We start from the raw sequence: 17,285 nt of genomic DNA, 5'->3' as shown, positions 1-17,285 counted from the left end.
GAGAAACGACGGATGATCGCAAAAAACAATAGGACTTTATGGAGTGCGGCGGCTCGATGCCGCATTCCGATGGGTTGCCTGTTGTTGATTATGCTCGCGAATGTTCCAGCCTTTGGACAGGAAGTGCTGATGCGCGAGGTGGTTTCGCGCGAGTTTTCCTATCAGGTTGAATCCGGCGTCTCTTCCCCGGTGGCCGAGGCGTTTTCGCGCGAGGTCTCCTACTTCGTTGAACCGGCCCATCCGGACGCCGTCCACGAAATCATTTCGCGCGAAGTCAGCTATGTAGTTTCCTCCACCAACCCGCCTCCTAAAATTGAAAACATTTCCGTCACCGCATCACCCTCCGGCGAGAGCGTCACGCTCGGCTGGGCCCACTACGACCAGTGGGCGATCGGCGACATCGACCATTTCGAAATCTATTATACCGCCAACGGGGCTTTTTCCGACATCGGCGAAGCGGGGCTGACTAAAATCACCGTGCCGGCCAACACCACTTCGTTCACCGTTGAAGGGCTTCCCGCCTTCACCGACCACTATTTCGCAGTGGTGGCAGTCGATGTTCTGGGCAACTTCATCCCGAACGTGGATTATGCCGCCAGCTATGTGCTTTCCCCCGAAATCATCTCGCGCGAGGTCTCCTACTTTGTTGAACCGGCCCATCCGGATCTTTTCCACGAGGTTATCTCCAGAGAAGTCAGCTATGTGGTTTCCTCCACCAACCCGCCTCCGGCGATTCCCTCGTTCAGCGTGGTGCTTTCGCCCAGCGGCGATACGGCGACCCTCGGCTGGTCAACTTATGACCAGTATGCCGTTGGCGACATCGACCGTTTCGACATCTACTACACGGACAATGGCCCGTTCAACGATGTGTCCGAGCCGGGCTTGCTGCTGATCCGTGTTCCGGAAGGAAGCACCTCCATCGTGCTCGAAGGCCTGGCGCCTTTCACCGACCACTATTTCGCCATCGTTCCGGTTGATGTGCATGGAAGTTATATCAGCGCAGTCACCTACGGCGCCGGCTATGTTCTCTCGCCGGAAGTAATTACCCGTGAGGTTTCCTACTTTGTGGAAAGCGCGCCGGCAGGTTTCCCCGAGGTGGTTTCGCGCGAGGTTTCCTATCTCGTCCCCGACGCCGCCGTGCCTCCGCCGGTCACCGGCCTCGGCAGCGGTTTCGAAGTTGCAACCTCGAAGGCGGAGTTCAGCGCGGTGCTGCTCGACTTTACCTCCTACGACGAACAAGGCGCCATGGATGTGATCGGCTACGACGTCTATGTTGGAACCGAATATTTCGAGAATGTTGACGGCCTGACGCCGTTCACGCGCCTGCCCAACGGCACCCAGCTTGTCGAGCTGACGGGCCTGCCGGGCGGCTCCGTTCTTTACTTTGCGGTCGTGGCGGTCGATGCACTGGCCAATTTTAATCCAACCGTCCGTGCGCAGTCTGCGCTCACCTCGATCGCCGGCGTTGGTGAAGCGGTCAACTTTGAAGCAACGGGCGGCTCCAACACGCTGAGTTACACTTGGGGGCATCCGCCGGATTCCGACGACTTCCGCATCGGGTACAACATATACTTCGATGGAACAAACGTTCCGGTCAACCTGCCCGCCAGCGCCACCACCTGGCAGGCCGTTGGCCTGAACCCGGCGCAGGGCTATTTCTGCAAAATCTGTTCGGTCGACGGCTTTGGCACTGAGAGCGACGGCATCTCGATCCTCGGTGCAACCTGGCTCCCAAACCCCGGAAACCTGGCGCTGACGGAACAGAACGGGGAGGTTGTGCTCGACTGGGATGCGGCCGAACCTTCCCAATTCGTGCAACACTACGAAATCTACCGCGACACCGCGCCGATCTCCGACCTCGGCGGCATGCTTCCGGTGCAGACCACGCCAATCCGCAGTGCTGTGCTCGGCGCACTGGCCGAAGTCGAGAACGACTGGTTCGCGGTCGCCACCGTCAATATCCTTGGCGACACTGATCCCGAAGTGGAATCGATCCAGGTGTTCAAGCTGGGGCAGACCATCGCGTTCCCGGCGATCGTTCCCGGCCCGTTGCAAATTCCGCTAACGGCAACGGCTTCGAGCGGCCTGCCGGTTCGCTACTCCGTCTCGCCGAGCCAGATCGCGGAAATTGTCGGCAGCAACACGCTGTCCGTTATCCAAGGCGGCGACGTGCGCGTTACGGCCATTCAGGACGGCAGCGCGAACTATTGGCCGGCCGAGGCTTCCCTGATCTTGCGTTTGCCTCCGGTCATTCACTCCTTCACCGCCAACGGTTCCGAAATCGCCGACGGCTTGGTGCTGACCAGCGACAGCCTGCTGCAAGTCGACGCCCGCGATGCGGACGGCATCGACTCGTCGGAATTCAAGATTCGCGCTGTCGGTGCTGGAAGCTGGACGCTTTTGGGCAACGGAACCTCCGCCAACCTGTCCGTCTCCTCGCTGGCTTCGGGCGACTATGAACTGCTGGTCGGCGTAACGGCCGCCGGCACCACCGCCACGCGCATGCACACGGTAACCCTCGATCTCCAGCCGGTCTTCTCGATGTTGCTGGACGAAGACATTTTCGAAAGCATGGTGCTGGAGGGAACCGTTTCCATCCAGCGTGCCCGGAGCGCAGACCTGTCGGTAACCATTGGCAGCTCCTTGCCGCAGCAGGTGAGCGCGACATCGCCGGTCGTGATTCCCGCCGGACAGACGAACACCGTCTTCCAGATCGAAGGGCTCCAGGACGAAGTGATCGAGATTGACAAGTCCGTCCGCATTACGGCTTCCGCACCGGGCGCTATTTCGGCGGAACGCACCGTCATGCTGATCGACGACGATTGGCCGTCCATCAGTCTGGCCCTCAGCCGTTCCATTGTTCCGGAATCGGCCGGCCCCAATGCCGTGGCGGCGCGCGTGGAGCGCGAGCCCGCAACCTCCGAACCGCTGACCGTATGGCTGGCCAATAGCGATCCCTCCGCCGCCAATGTGCCGGAGTCGGTGGTGATTCCCGCCGGCGAGAGTTTTATCGAATTCCCGGTCGGCGCGGTCGACGACGATCTGCTGGACGGCCCGCAAGTGGCCGAAATCCAGGCCGAGGCACGTCTTGGCGAAATGGCGATTGCCCAGAGTGATCTTCTTTCTTTGGAAGTCGGCGACGACGAGGGGCCGACGCTGGAGCTGCGCTCGTCCAAGGGATGGATCTTCGAAGGCGAAACCAGCCCGCTGACGGTCGTCCGCCACGGCGGCGATACCAACGAAGCGCTGGAGGTTGCATTCGATATCGACCTGCCTGCCGAGCTGTGGGTTCCTTCGGCGGCAACGATGGCATCGAACGCGGTCGATGTTGATGTTGTTGCGCAGGACAACACCAACGGCAGCCGCGTTGTAATCGTTACGGCATCCGCCACGAACTATGGCCCAGGCCAGCTGTCGCTGGTCGTGACGGACGAGTTCAAACCCGACTTCGCCATCACGGGTTTGCAGGTGCCGACGGAGCTGGAATCAGATGAAACCTTCGAGGTGGCCTACCTGCTCGAAAACCAGGGTTCCGGCGCTTCGAGCCAATCGTTCGTCCAGCGCGTATTCCTTTCCAGCGACGCCGTTCCGGGAAGCGACATCCTGCTGGCGCAATCAAGCTATGTCCAGGATTTGGACGCAGGCGATAGCGTTGCCCTCACGAACAATGTGCGCGCGCCGCAGGAGCCCGGGGAATACTGGATGTTCGTGGTCGCCGATGCCGGGCTGGCGGTGGACGAACTCGTCGAATGGAACAACGCGGCCATCTTCCCGCAGCCGATCACCGTCGGCACGCCATGGTCGGCCACGGTGGCCGCCGATGCGGATCTGGTTCCGGCCAACACGCCGATTCTGCTGTATGGCTCCGCGATCCGGACGGGTGGCGAAAAAGTGCCTTTTGCCACGGTCAACCTGCACATCCGCCACGGCGCGATCGAACGCGTTGTTTCGGCCATCACCGACGCCGCCGGCGACTACGAGCTGCTTTGGCAACCGCTGCTCAATGAAGGCGGCGACTACGAGGTCGGCGCATGCCATCCGGGCGTGGACGAAGCCCCGGCGCAGGACACGTTCACCATTCTTGCGGCAACGCCCTACTTCCCGGAAGAAACCCTCGAATTCACGGAAGGCGGCGGCGTTTCCTTCACGGGAACCGTATTTAATCCGACCGCCTACGACCTGACCGGCCTGTGGATCGAAATCCTTGATGCGCCGGAAGGCTTCGGCATCGAAACAACTGTTTCGAGCAATGTGCTCGTTGCCGGCAGCGGAGTGGAAATCGGCGTTGCGGTTGTTGCGTCGAATGGATACCACGGGGCCCGCGCCTTCGTTATCCGCTTGGTCTCCGACCAAGGGACGGTGCTGGAGGTTACGATCCAAGTGGATGTGCGGCCGCTTATGCCGACCTTGGTTCTTCAGCCCGGTTTGATGAAGGCTTCGGTGCTGCGCGGCAGCTCCAAGGTGCTCGGCTTCACCATCGAAAACAGCGGCGGGCTCGAAACCGGCGATGTTGAAATCCTGCTTCCTGCTGTTCCGTGGATCAATCTGGCCTCGCCGGGCATCCTCCCGTCGATTCCGCCCGGCGGATCGGCCACGGTGTCGCTGGTGCTCCAGCCCGGCGCCGAGCAGGCGCTGACGCTCTACTCCGGCCACATGGTTGTTGCCCCGCAAAACGGTGATGCCCGGAACCTGCCTTATGAATTCCGCGTGGTTTCCGATGCGGCCGGCGATCTGGAAATCGAAGTGACGGATGAATACACCTACTACGCCGCCGGCAGCCCGCGCGTCGAAGGCGCAACCGTTGTCCTGCGCGACGCCATCACCGCCGAGGAGCTGGCGCGCGGCGAAACCGGCACCAATGGAATCGTCCGGTTCGACGCCATTCTGGAGGGCTGGTATTCCGTCGAGGTCGATTCTCCCGACCATTCGCGGTCGGTCGGCAACTACTATGTCGATGCCGGCGAAACCAACCACGAAACCATTTTCATTACCGGCGAGTTCGTAACCTACACGTGGACGGCGGAGGAAATTGAACTCGAGGATCGCTACCGCATCGTGGTCGAGTCGACCTACGAGGTCAACGTGCCCGCGCCCGTCATAACGATCGAGCCCGGCTCGCTGGACATCTCCGACCTGAACGAGCTAGGGGCGACCAAGGTGGTCAACCTGCGGATCGTCAACCACGGGTTCATTGCCGCCGAGCAGGGCGCCTTGACGTTCTCCGACCATCCGGACTACGTCATCACGCCTTTGATCGAAGACATCGGAACCATTCCGGCGAAGAGCGAGATCATCATTCCCGTAACCCTGCAGCGGACCGGCGTGGACGATCCGCAACCGGCGGCGGATTTACCCCGGATTCTTTCGAGCGGCGGCGGCTGCTCGATGGCAGGGCAGTTTAACTTCAGCTTTATTTGCGGCCCTATCTCCCCCGGAAAGAGCGTCTCGATTCCCGTCTCCGGATTCGAGGGCTGCGGCGGGTGCTGCGGTTGGTGGGGCGCCGGGGAAGGGGGTAGTGGAGACAACGATGCTTCCCTGAACGCGGTTGCCTTCGGCTCTTCGAGCATCAATTGCACAAACCCGTGCCTGCTCTATGCCTTGCTGGACTGCTTCGGCGGATGCCCTTGGGGGCTGTACAAGTGCTATCGCGACGGGGATGTTTTGGCATGCATCGAAAGCGGCCTCGGGTGCGTTGGAGTAAGCATTCCACTCAAGGGCCAGCTAGAGTGCATCTACGGCATTTATAAATGCCTCAAGGGCGCCGGGGACGGTCCGTCGCCCATGGCGTACGGAGACTCCGATAGCCGCTGGCTTTCCATCGTTGGCGAAGACATGCGGGCGGCCTCGCCGGAGCTCGGCGCCGCAATCGGGCGGGCCGAGACCGAGCTGGACTTCTATGCCGCGCTCCTCGGCTCGCGCGAACGGGTGCTCGGCTCGGACGGTCCGGAAATGGCGGAGTGGCACCAGCGCCGCGTGGACTACATGCAGGCCGGAAGCGACGAAGGAACGGGCATTAGCGCGACGGAAATGGCCGATTTGAACATCCTTGCAATCGATCTGGAAATCGACCCCTTGTTCGTTATGCCGATGGCCGAGCGCATGAACCGCACGCTCGACTATTATGCCCGCGGCATCCGCACCGCGGCCGACGTGCCGCCGGGCGAGTCGCTTGACTTTGTTGATGAAATCGAGCTGGCGGCGGCCGCGCAGGCAGCCAGCGAAGCCGACGCCGCAAGCCAGGCGCTGGGCTTTGCCGACCCGCAGGACGAGCTCAAGGCGGCCTTTGCGGATGTGGTGGCGGAGCTTCAGTCCGGCTCGCCCGGCGTTTGCGCCGAGGTTCGCATTCAGGTCGAGCAGCAGGCCGTCATGACCCGTTCCGCCTTCCGCGCTTCGCTGGAGCTGGTGAACCGCCAGGCGGGCGTGGAGCTGCAGCAGGTCGCCTTCGATCTCGAGGTGCGCGACGCGTCCGGGCAGGTGGCCGGCGAGCGCTTCAATGTGCAGGTCACCCGGCTCGAAGGGCTGGATGCGGTCGATGGAACCGGAACCATTGCTTCCATGTCGACCGGCACGGCCGAGTGGACGCTTATCCCGCGCGACACCGCGGCGCCTGAGTTTGACACGGTCTACACCCTCGGCGGCACGATCAGCTATGTGAACAACGGAACCGCATTGAGCATTCCCGTGCAGCCGGTGGCGATCACGGTACGCCCCGATGCGGCGCTCTATTTGAAATATTTCCATCAGCGCGATGTCGTCAGCGACGACCCGCACACCGATCCGATCGAAGCCAAGGAGCCGTTCGCGTTGGCTGTGGTGGTTGAAAACCGCGGCGCGGGCGCGGCGCGCAATTTAACGATCACCTCCGCCCAGCCCGAGATCGTGGACAACGAAAAGGGCTTGCTGATCGACTTCGAAATCATTGCCTCCGAAATTGCGGGCGAGGCGCGGTCGCCTTCGCTGATGGCCGACTTCGGGAATATCGATCCCGGCCAGCAAAAGGTGGCAACCTGGTGGATGACCGCCAGCCTGCACGGCTTCTTCAAGGACTTCGAGGCCTCTTTCGAACATCTCGACGGCTTCGGCGATCCGCGCCTGTCGCTCATCAAGGAAGTGGAAATTTTCGAGATGGTGCGCGTGGTCAACGCGCTGGGCGCGCAGGACGACGGCCAGCCCGATTTCCTGACCAACGAGCAGCTCGATTTTTCGGATTATCCAATTGCCGACACGCTGCACCTGAGCGACGGAACCGTCACCAACGTTGAATTCCTCGGGGAAGGGGCGGCCTGTTCCAACGTCACGGCCGGCAACTTGACGGTCGAGCTGGCGTTCACCAACGGCGCCCAGTCGGGCTGGACCTACCTGCGCTTCCCCGATCCGGCGGACGGCGCGTTCCGCCTTGCGGAAGTGGTGCGCTCGGATGCTTTGGCGATTCCGCTCGGCACCAACGTGTGGACCACCGACCGCACCTTCACTGGGCTGGGCAAGAAGCCGGTCTATGAAAACTTCCTGCATCTGGTTGATCGCGACAGCACCGGCAGCTACACGCTTCGCTACGAGGCAATCCCGGCCGATGCCGCGCCGCCTTGGAGCATGGTGGATCCGCTGCCGGCCGATAGCGGCGTCTTTATTCCAGTGTCGTGGGGCGGAACCGACAACGTCGCGCTGGCCACCTTCGACATTCTCGTTTCCACCAACGGCGGGCCGTGGGGAATCTGGCTGGACAACACCACGCGCATCGGCTCCATCTTCCAGGGCGAAGTCGGTAGCACCTATGCCTTCTACAGCCTGGCCTCCGATACGGCGGGCAATATCGAAAGCAAGGCGCCCGCGGCGGAAGCCTCCACAACGGTTTCGATTGTCAACCAGCCACCGGTTCTCAATTTGATTGCCGCAACCAACATGGCCGAAGGCGCCACGCTTGAATACCAGGTCGATGCCAGCGACCCGGACGGTTCCACCGACGACCTGCGCTGCATCGTAGCGGCGGAGCGCAGCGGTGTGGTGGTCAGCTCGAACGGCGTAGTGCGCTGGGCGACCAGCGAGCTGGATGGAGGCACGAGCAACCGCATCCAGGTCACGGTTCTAGATGCGGCCATCCCGCAGGGATTGACGTCGGCCTGGTTCACTGTTTCGGTCGACGAGGTGAACGCACCGCCCGTGCTTGAATCTGTTTTGCCGCAGACGGCGGAAGTAGACGTACCGTTCCAGCTGTACGCCCAAGCATTCGATCCGGATGTGCCGGCACAAACCATTGCCTACAGCCTTGGCGCGGGCGCGCCGGCCGGCATGGCCATTGACGGCGCGAGCGGCTTGCTTGCATGGACGCCGCCCACGAATGGGGTTGGGCAGAGCATGCTCGTTTCCCTAGTCGCCACGGACGATGGCATTCCGGCGGCATCCGCAACGAATGAATTCACCATCTTGGTGGTGGAAAAGATTCTGGACACCACGCCACCGCTGCAAGTCCAGAACCTGGGCGTTACGCCGGACACGGGAATGTCGGATACGGATGGAATCATCTCGGTCACCAATTTTAACCTGACCGGCATGCTGGCGGAAGCAAACCTGATGGTTGAGGTCTATTCGGGCATGGAATTGCTGGCCACCTCGACGCCTTCGACCTTGGCGCTGAATGTTCCGCTTTCGCTTGGGCAGGATGGCGCTGTCGAGCTGACCGTTCGCTGCATCGACGCGAGCGGCAACGCGTCGGATAGCCGGTTGGATCTGTTCATCGATTTGGATGCGCCTTTGGTCGATCTGCAGCTTGACGGGACGATGAAGGACGCTACCAACTACATGGATCTGGCCACGGCGCGCATGGTCTTTTCCGAGCAGGTTAATGTGCCGGACTTGATTGCCAACAGGCTGATTGAGCGGGCAATTCGTTTTTCTGCCACCGGATCGAACGATACGGTGGTGGCGCCCATCGCCATGACGCTGGACTGGGACGCGGGTTCCAATACGCTGGAGTGGAGCATCCCGACCAACACCGTTTCGCCGGGTGGCTGGATGTTCCATGTGGATGGCCGGTTCTTCGAGGATGTGGCCGGCAACAGGCTCGCCGTTGCCGATGGCGACGAATCCTTTACGGAGCAGGGGATGGCGGTTTACGAAACGGCCAGCGAGCTGACGGCGGTCTATTCCTATGCGGCGCCCGCCTGGCACGATTTCGACGGCGACGGCCTTGCCGACCTGATGGTCGGCGAGAAAACGGCCAGCTCGACCGGGCAGATCCGGATCTATTTGAACGGCGGCGCCTCAACCAATCCGGCATTCGGTTCGTACGAGGTGCTCGAGGTCGATGGCGCGCCGCTGGCGGTGCCGGCTTCGGGCTGCTTAGGCATTAGCTTGCGCTTGGCCGACCTGACCGGCGATGCCTTGGCCGACCTGGTGGTTGGACGCGCGGACGGATCGGTTTGGCTGTATGAAACAGCGTCTATTTCTTCCAATGATTGGAACTTCGGCGCGGGCGCACAAATCTGGAGCGGCGCTTCGCGCGCCATGGTGGATGCCTACGACATGGACGGCGACGGCACCAACGAGGTTGTCGTGGGCGGCATGGACGGCAGGTTCAGCTTGCTGGACGATGGCGGCGCGTCCTATCTCGGCGATCCGCTGGTGGTTGCCGCCGGGCGCTCGGCGCCATCGGTTGCCGATTTGAACAGCGACGATTGGCCGGAGCTGGTGAGCGGCGATTCAACCGGCGGGCTGTGGAGCTTCTTCGGCACGGCGGCTTCCAATGTTTGGAACAACACCCCGCTGGCGCTGCTCGACCTTCCAACCGGCTGGTCGCGCACCCGCCCGTGCGTTGCCGACTGCAACAGCGACGGAATCGCCGACATCCTCGTTGGCACGGCCGACGGCGCGGTTCGTCTTTTCCTGGGAGCGCTCCCGAAGAATCCAGCTTTGGAATTCGCGGTTGCCGAGCCGGCAGTTCGATATACGCTAACGGCGAGTTCGGGCGAGGGCGGCGATATTGAACCGGAAGGTTCGGTGCTGGTCTACGAAGGCGAAAACCAGACCTTCTCCATGGTTCCGGAAGACTATTGGCATGTTGAGGATGTGCTGGCCAACGGCCTGTCGCTCGGCGCGGTTCTTTCCCACACCTTCAGCAACGTGACCGAAAACGGGCAGATCCATGCCGAGTTTGCGCCTAACATGGTGACCAATGCGCCGGTGCCGGTTCCTGAATCGTGGCTGGCGGCGCATGGCTGGACGAACAACTTTGAATTCGCCGTGACCAACGATTTTGATGGCGACGGCTTCCAGGCCTGGGAAGAATATGTCGCCGGCACGTCGCCGACCGTCAAAGCCTCACTGTTCCGCATCACGCAAATCCGCAACGAGGCGGGCGGCCTTCAGGTTACTTGGTCTCCGTCAACGGCGGGACGGCGCTACCGAGTGATGCGCGCCGGAACACCCGCTGGCCCGTTCGCGGAAGCGGTTGCGACGCTCGATGGCCCGGCCGACACGCTGACGGTTCCGGCTTCGGGTGCAACCGGCATGTTCCGCGTGGAGGTGGAGCTTTCCGAGGCGCCGCCGCAATGGACGGTGATGGCGTTTGCCGGAGCGAACGGGAGCATATCTCCGCAGGGCTTGCAGTATGCCACGCCCGGGTCGAATACGTTCCACTTCGCCATCACCCCGAACCAGTGGCACCACGTTGCCGACGTGAAGACCAACGGGGTATCCGTGGGCGCTGTGGAATCGTTGACGCTTTCCAACGTAACCGAAAACACCGGCATCCAGGCGGAGTTCGCATTGAATATGGTGGTCAGCGCCCCCGTGGCCATTCCGGAGCGATGGCTGGCTGAATATGGCTGGACCAACAACTTCGATGCGGTCGTGACGAACGATTTTGACGGCGACGGATTCGCGGTCTGGCAGGAGTATGTGGCGGGTTCCTCTCCAACCAACAAGGCTTCCTATTTCCGCATTACCCAGATCAGGAACAACGAGGGCGGTTTGGTGATCAGCTGGACGCCTTCGGTGGAAGAACGCCGCTATCGTTTGCTTCGGGGCGACACGCCGGCCGGCCCGTTTACGGAAGTTGTTGCAACGATTTCCGGCCCGGCCGACACGCTCATTGTTCCGGCCTCGCAGGCGCATGGCTTTTTCCGCATGCAGGTGGAAATGTCCGATGCGCCTCCCATTTGGTCGGTCGTGGCCGTTGCCGGAGCAAACGGAAGCATTTCGCCGTCGGGGCTGCTCTATGCGTCGCCTGGATCGAATACGCTGCATTTCTCGATTGCGCCCCAGAGTTGGTACCATGTTGCGGATGTGACGGTGAACGGGGTTTCGACCGGTGCAGTGGAGACTCTTGTTCTGGAAAACATCAAGCAGAACATGGATGTCCGGGCAACGTTTGCCGCCAATATGGTCACCAATGCACCGGTCCATGTGCCGGAACATTGGCTGGCACGCCACGGGTGGACGAACAACTTCGAGGCTGCCGTGATCAACGATGCGGACGGCGACGGCTTTTCCACCTGGCAGGAATACGTGGCGGGGTCTTGGCCGACCAATCCGGCTTCCTATTTCCACATTACAACCAACAAGGTTGTGGCTGGGCAATGGATTGTTGCGTGGGAGCCCTCGGTTGCCGAGCGGGTCTACACGCCGGTGTTCATGGATCTGTCCGCGGGAACCAACGCGCCATTGCCCCAGGTTGACGGGCCGGCCCATACGATCACGAACGGAACCGGGGCCGCCTCGGGCATGCTCCGGGTCGATGTGGAGATCCGGTAGGCGGGCGACGAGCGAGACGAGCGGGGTCTCTTGCCTCCATGCATGAGGGGCATGCGGATTTCAGAATTGAAGCTTGTTGAATATGTGAGGGTTGTGGTTCGGAGTGTCTGATATGAAAAAATGGATGGTTGCGGGGTTGGTTGGTTTGATGGCTGCCGGGGTTCCGGGGGCGTCGGCGAAAACGGAGGCGGATCTTAAGGAGGAGTGGGAGTCGCTTTATTTCGGGATGTATGTCCACTACGGGCTGGGGACGTTTATTGAGCCGGGCCAGGGTAAGGAGCTGCCCAATCCGTCGGTTTTCCGGCCGAAAAAGGTGGATGTCCAGCAGTGGGCGAAGGCAGCAAGGGCCGCCGGTGCAACATACCTCATTCTAACGGCGAAGCATGAATATGGATTCTGTTTGTGGGACAGCAGAGGTTATGACTACGACATTGGAAAAACCACGGGCCGGAAGATGGATGTCGTTGGGGACTTTGTGGCCGCATGCAAGGCCGAGGGCTTGCGGGCCGGCGTCCATTACAGCGTGGGCGACTTTTACAACGAAGGGGGCATGAGAAAGAGGGGGCCGGTTTCCGATCCCTATTTTAAAATGATCCTGAAGCAGACCGAAGAACTGCATGAGCAGTATCCCGGAATCTCCATCCACCGCTTTGACTGGGCGGTCCGCTTTTCGCCTAAGCAGTGCACTGAGCTTTGCGAACTGATTGAGAAGCTGAATCCAAATTGCCTGATCGACCTGCGCGGCAAGAACAAGAGCAAGGGTTTGCCGGAAGGGCTTTTTGCGCCCCAGGAGGTCACAACAACGATTGTGCAGAACCGAACCTGGATGTGGGAGCCGAACTGCCGGCTGACTCCGGCAAATATGCTTTTCAAGAAATACCAGACCGCAAAGGGGCGCGGCGCCAATTATTGCGTGAGCGTAGGGCCGGACCGGTCCGGCCGCATTCCGCAGAACCAGCTGGATGTGCTGGCCGATTTAACCAAGCTGATGGACCGCGATGCCATGGCTGCCCCAGCCTCTCTGCCTTCAAAGAACGTTTCGGCATCCGGCGGTGGCCGGCAGACTCAAGAACAACTCAAGCAATTGAAGTCGTTGTATGAGTCCGGTTTGATTTCCAAAGAGATTTACGACGAGAAGCAGAAGGAGCTGGTGGCTTCGCTGCTGTCGGGGTCTGGTGGCGAAGCTGTTGACCGGGAACGCGTGGATTTGGCGGATGGTTTGGTTTTGTCTTTCGAGTTCAATGAAGTTTCCGGCTCCAAGGTCGAAGATGCAAGCGGGCTCGGAAACCACGGAAAGGTCAATGGTGCTCAATGGATCCGAGAAGGGCGCATCGGCGGGGCCTACCGCTTCGAGCAGAAAAGGCGCACCCAGAGCATCCGCGTGACGGACAGCGACTCGCTCGACTGCTCCTCTGTAACTGTGGCTGCGTGGATCAAGACCGATGATGTCGGTTCCGGCTGGACCCGCATTGTCGATAAGGATTGGCTGAATGGGTACAGCTTTTCCATGGGCGGATCGCTGGAAGAAGGGAAGCCTGATCGGGAACGCTGGCACGGGAGATCCATTTTTGAGTTTTCCAACAAACGCTGGATTGGAACCAAAGGCAAGGTTGCCGATGGGAATTGGCATCATCTCGCGGCAACCTATGGCGACGGGGCGGCCCGCTTCTATGTGGATGGGCGGCTCGATACGGAAAAGAAGGTTAAGAACAGGGCGCCTGTAAAAACCAACGATCTTGATCTGATGATTGGAAACTGCCACCCATCGCACGAAAAAGAGCCGCAGCCGAACGCCTTCGACGGGATAATCGACGAGGTTCGGGTTTATAACCGCGCCCTCAGTCCCGCTGAGGTATCCGCGCTGTTCCGTTTGGCTGAGTAGAGTTTGAGCATTGGAAATCCTTTGCCGTTGCGGGGGGCGTTGCTTTTATGGTTTAGTCCCGCGTTTTTCTACGGGATTCTTTATGCTTTGGATTGTCTACAACCTGCTTTTTCCGATCGTGTTTCTGTGCATGCTGCCGAAATTTATTTCGCGCATGCTGAAGCGGGGCGGGTATGGCTCGCACTTCGAGCAGCGCGTCGGCCATTTCGGGCATAACACGAAGGCGCAGCTGCGGGAGCGCCGGCGCGTTTGGGTGCATGCGGTCAGCGTCGGCGAAATCTTCATCGCGCTGCGCTTCATGAAGGCCTACCGCGAAGCGCATCCGGAGGCCTGCTTTGCGCTGAGCACCACCTCCTCCACCGGCCACGCCATCGGGCGCAAGGAAATCGACCCGCGCGATGTGCTTTTCTATTTTCCGGTCGACCTGCCCGTCATTATCAAGAAGGTGCTGCGCATCATCAACCCGTTGCAGATCGTACTGGTTGAGGGCGAGTTTTGGCCGAACCTGATCCGGCTGGCGGATGACCAGGGCATTCCGGTTTCGCTCATCAACGGGCGCATGTCGAAAAAGTCGTACAAGGGCTACCGCCTGCTGAAGCCGCTGACGGCGGACGTGCTGCGCCGGATCGACCCGATCTGCGTACAGAGCAGGCTCGATGCCGAGCGCATGATCGGCATCGGCGCGCCAAAGCAAAACGTGCATGTGATGGGCACGGTTAAGTTTGATGTGGCCGAGCGCGACCTGGCCGGCGAGAAGGTGGCGCAGGATACGATGCGCAAGCTCGGCGTGGACGACGGATGCACGGTGCTGCTTGGCGGCTCTACCTGGCCGGGCGAGGAGGCGGTGCTTTGCGAACTGTACAAAAAATGCAAGCCGGCCAACCCCAATTTGTTTTTGGTGATTGTGCCGAGGCACGTCGAGCGCGCCGCCGATGTGGTCCAGGCGCTGGAAGGGCAGGGCCTCTCCTTTGTGCGGCGATCGCTGCTCGAAAGCTATCAGTCGCCGGAGCGCCCAGACGTCCTTTTCGTCGATACCACCGGCGAGCTCCGCAATTTTTATTCGGTGGCCGACATTATCTTCGTGGGCAAGAGCCTGACGGAAAACGGCGGGCAGAACCCGATCGAGCCGGCAATGTACGGCAAGGCCGTGGTGGTTGGCCCGAACATGGAAAACTTTCCGTCCGTGATGGAGGAGTTCCTCAAAAGCGGGGCGATCAAGCAGGTGGACGGCGTCGAGACGCTCAATTCCACCGTGGATACGTTGCTGCTCGATCCCACGGCCCGCGAACGGCTCGGGCGACGGGCCGCCCAGGTAGTCAGCGAAAACCGAGGCGTCATCGAAAGCACGGTCGGGCTCTTGGGAGGGGAATAGGGATGGACGCGGATATTTGTTTCCGCTAGCTTTGCAGTTTCATTTAAAGAACGGGATGCAACATGTCAGATACGGATATTTATAAGCAGCGGGAACCGGCCCAATTGACGGGCAACGATCCAAAATTGAGAAAATCGCACCGCAAGCGTCGGTCTGCGTCGAGAAAATCGTTTGATGAAAGCGGCCGGAAGCGCCGCCAGAAGAACTCGGGACTCCGCCGCATATTGCACCTTTCGCGGAAGGCGGAAAACGAGAAGTTTTTTTGGTGGAGCGTGTTGTGGTCCATCGTGGTTATTTTGGGAGTAATTGGTGTTTGGCAGTATTGGTATCTGGAGCATGTCGCGCGGGAGCAATCGGAGGAAAACGACACGCGTGTACCGGTCTACAACTTTCAGCCGAGCAACCTACCGGTGGAAGAGTCGCCGTAGTTTTTCGGCAAGGTTCTCTGAATTCCCTTGGCCCGCGGCGTATGGCGGCGGGCTGACTTCGACCTCGATGCTGCCCGCGCGCGGGTTGCTGAAGCCACTGGCCTGATGCTCCATCATCACCATCCGGTATTCCTGCTGACCGGCAAAGTAGATGTAGCCTCCGATGAACGCCAGCATCAGGCTGGGTCGGAGCGGGCCGATCAGCCCGAGCAATTGAATCGGCATGCCGAACAAGCCGATAATCACAAAGAGGCCGCAGAAATATTTCCCGACGGAGGCCGCCATGCGGGTGGCGTCAAGCCGTCCGTGTTTGATGGTGAGCGCTGCGCGAAGCACGCGTCCGCCATCCATCGGAAAGACCGGCAGCATGTTGAACAGAAAAAGCATGGTGTTGAGGTAGCCCAGAAACTGCGTGATTTCCCATTGGCGGAAAATAAGAGCCAGCAGCAGGCTGACCGCCGGGCCCGCCAGCGCCACCAGCATTTCGTCGACTGGCCGCTTGGGCAGGTTTGAGATTTTTGCCGCGCCTCCAAAAGGGTAGAGGACGATTTCGTGGATGTAGCCGCCTTTGGCCCGCGCCACCACCGAGTGCCCGAGTTCGTGCAGGGCAACGCTCCCAAAAACACCGACGGCGAGAATAAGCACCGCCAGCAAACCGGCGCCGGAAAAAAGCGACAGCACGACGATTGCGATTAAAAGAGAGAGATGCAAACGAATCGGAATGCCCATTACGGAGCCGATCGAAAGCGCATTGTTTACCATTTTCATTCAAGTTTCCTGATTTTTCGTAAGTTTGGTACGGTCGGCGCTGCGCGGTTCAAAAACAAGCGCAAAGCGCCGATTTTCGCGCAAGGGCGTTGACAGGGCGGGGTAAATATCCTTTTATCCGGAAATTCGGATATATGGATAATGAGTGATATTCTAGATATTTTCAAGGCGCTGGCGGACGAGGGCCGGCTACGGATTCTGCGGGCGGTCGACCAAGCGGAACTTTCCGTGGCGGAGCTTGTCCAGGCACTGGAAATGCCGCAATCGACCGTTAGCCGCCATCTCAAGCCGATGCGCGAAGCCGGGTTGGTGGCTTCGCGGCGCGACGGCACCTCGGTGCACTACAACCGGGGCGAGCTGTTCCGCGATGCCGCGTTTGCGCAAATCCTCAACGACCGGCTCAAGGATCTTCCGGTGGCCAACCGCGACGCCGCGGCGGTGGAGCGCGTGCTGGATCTGCGACGCCGGAAAAGCCGCGAGTTTTTTGATGGGATTGCCGGGCGCTATGGCTCGCTGACCGAACCGGGCGGCGGCTGGCAGGCGTTGGCGGCTGGATTGGCGGCCGGTTTTGCCGGACAGAAAGTGGCCGACCTCGGCTGCGGGGAAGGGGCGCTGACCCTGCTGCTGGCCCGCTTTGCCGATAAGGTGGTCGCTTACGACCAGTCGGAAAAGATGCTCAAGCTCGTTTCCGAAAAGGCGGGCGAGCAGAACGTGGCAGAACAGCTCGATTTGCGGGTGGGCAACCTCGAAGAGCTGGATTTGGCGGGCGAGGCGTTTGATGCGGTATTTCTGAGCCAGGCGCTGCACCACACTTCGAATCCCGAAAACGTGGTTCAGTTGGCGGCGGACGGCTTGAAGCCGGGCGGCCGTCTGGTGATTCTCGATCTCGTGCGCCACGAGCACGAGTGGGCGCGCGAGGAATGGGCCGACCAATGGCTCGGTTTCGATCCGCTCGAAATCCGCGAATGGCTGAAAACCGCCGATGTTCAGCCGGTGGTGCTGGACTCGCTGCCGGGCTCGACGCCTGATCTATCTGTTTTAATTGTTGTTGGCACCAAGAAATAATCTACAAACCAAGGAGACTTCC

General features: G+C 60.5%; 6 protein-coding genes. 5 read left to right on the top strand and 1 reads right to left on the bottom strand.

Annotated features, from left to right (window positions below; all coding sequences use genetic code 11):
- Positions 1-12: 12 nt before the first annotated feature.
- The 4 genes from SCARR_RS16335 to SCARR_RS16320 all read left to right on the top strand — a co-directional run bounded on the left by SCARR_RS16335 (position 13) and on the right by SCARR_RS16320 (position 15,430).
- Entirely contained in the window at positions 13-11,748 is an 11,736-nt protein-coding gene (locus SCARR_RS16335; protein WP_136062737.1) for a CARDB domain-containing protein, read from the top strand.
- 112 nt (positions 11,749-11,860) lie between these two features.
- Positions 11,861-13,630: an alpha-L-fucosidase gene (locus tag SCARR_RS16330; protein ID WP_136062736.1), complete on the top strand. Its 1,770-nt coding sequence runs from the start codon at positions 11,861-11,863 to the stop codon at positions 13,628-13,630.
- Positions 13,631-13,712: 82 nt separating this feature from the next.
- Positions 13,713-15,002 carry a 3-deoxy-D-manno-octulosonic acid transferase gene (locus SCARR_RS16325; protein ID WP_136062735.1) on the top strand — a complete coding sequence of 430 codons (1,290 nt, stop codon included), beginning with the start codon at positions 13,713-13,715 and terminating at the stop codon, positions 15,000-15,002.
- A 62-nt stretch (positions 15,003-15,064) separates the two neighbouring features.
- Positions 15,065-15,430: an emp24/gp25L/p24 family protein gene (locus SCARR_RS16320; protein ID WP_136062734.1), complete on the top strand. Its 366-nt coding sequence runs from the start codon at positions 15,065-15,067 to the stop codon at positions 15,428-15,430.
- Here the strand turns inward: SCARR_RS16320 and SCARR_RS16315 are convergent.
- On the bottom strand, positions 15,407-16,198 hold the full coding sequence (locus SCARR_RS16315; protein ID WP_136062733.1) for a site-2 protease family protein: 792 nt from the start codon (positions 16,196-16,198) through the stop codon (positions 15,407-15,409). The two genes, SCARR_RS16320 and SCARR_RS16315, sit on opposite strands and share 24 nt — an antisense overlap.
- 141 nt (positions 16,199-16,339) lie before the next feature.
- Between SCARR_RS16315 and SCARR_RS16310 the strand changes: the two genes are divergently transcribed.
- Entirely contained in the window at positions 16,340-17,263 is a 924-nt protein-coding gene (locus tag SCARR_RS16310) for an ArsR/SmtB family transcription factor (protein ID WP_136062732.1), read from the top strand.
- Positions 17,264-17,285: the final 22 nt, after the last annotated feature.

This window comes from Pontiella sulfatireligans (genome assembly GCF_900890705.1).
Lineage (GTDB): Bacteria > Verrucomicrobiota > Kiritimatiellia > Kiritimatiellales > Pontiellaceae > Pontiella > Pontiella sulfatireligans.
Note: the sequence above shows the minus strand (reverse complement) of the source record. Positions and strands in the feature narration are given on the sequence as shown.

Bases quoted from the DNA above. Each gene is read 5' to 3' on its own strand.
- SCARR_RS16335 (WP_136062737.1), top strand. From the start codon at position 13: ATGATCGCAAAAAACAATAGGACTTTATGGAGTGCGGCGGCTCGATGC.
- SCARR_RS16330 (WP_136062736.1), top strand. From the start codon at position 11,861: ATGAAAAAATGGATGGTTGCGGGGTTGGTTGGTTTGATGGCTGCCGGG.
- SCARR_RS16325 (WP_136062735.1), top strand. From the start codon at position 13,713: ATGCTTTGGATTGTCTACAACCTGCTTTTTCCGATCGTGTTTCTGTGC.
- SCARR_RS16320 (WP_136062734.1), top strand. From the start codon at position 15,065: ATGTCAGATACGGATATTTATAAGCAGCGGGAACCGGCCCAATTGACG.
- SCARR_RS16315 (WP_136062733.1), bottom strand. From the start codon at position 16,198: ATGAAAATGGTAAACAATGCGCTTTCGATCGGCTCCGTAATGGGCATT.
- SCARR_RS16310 (WP_136062732.1), top strand. From the start codon at position 16,340: ATGAGTGATATTCTAGATATTTTCAAGGCGCTGGCGGACGAGGGCCGG.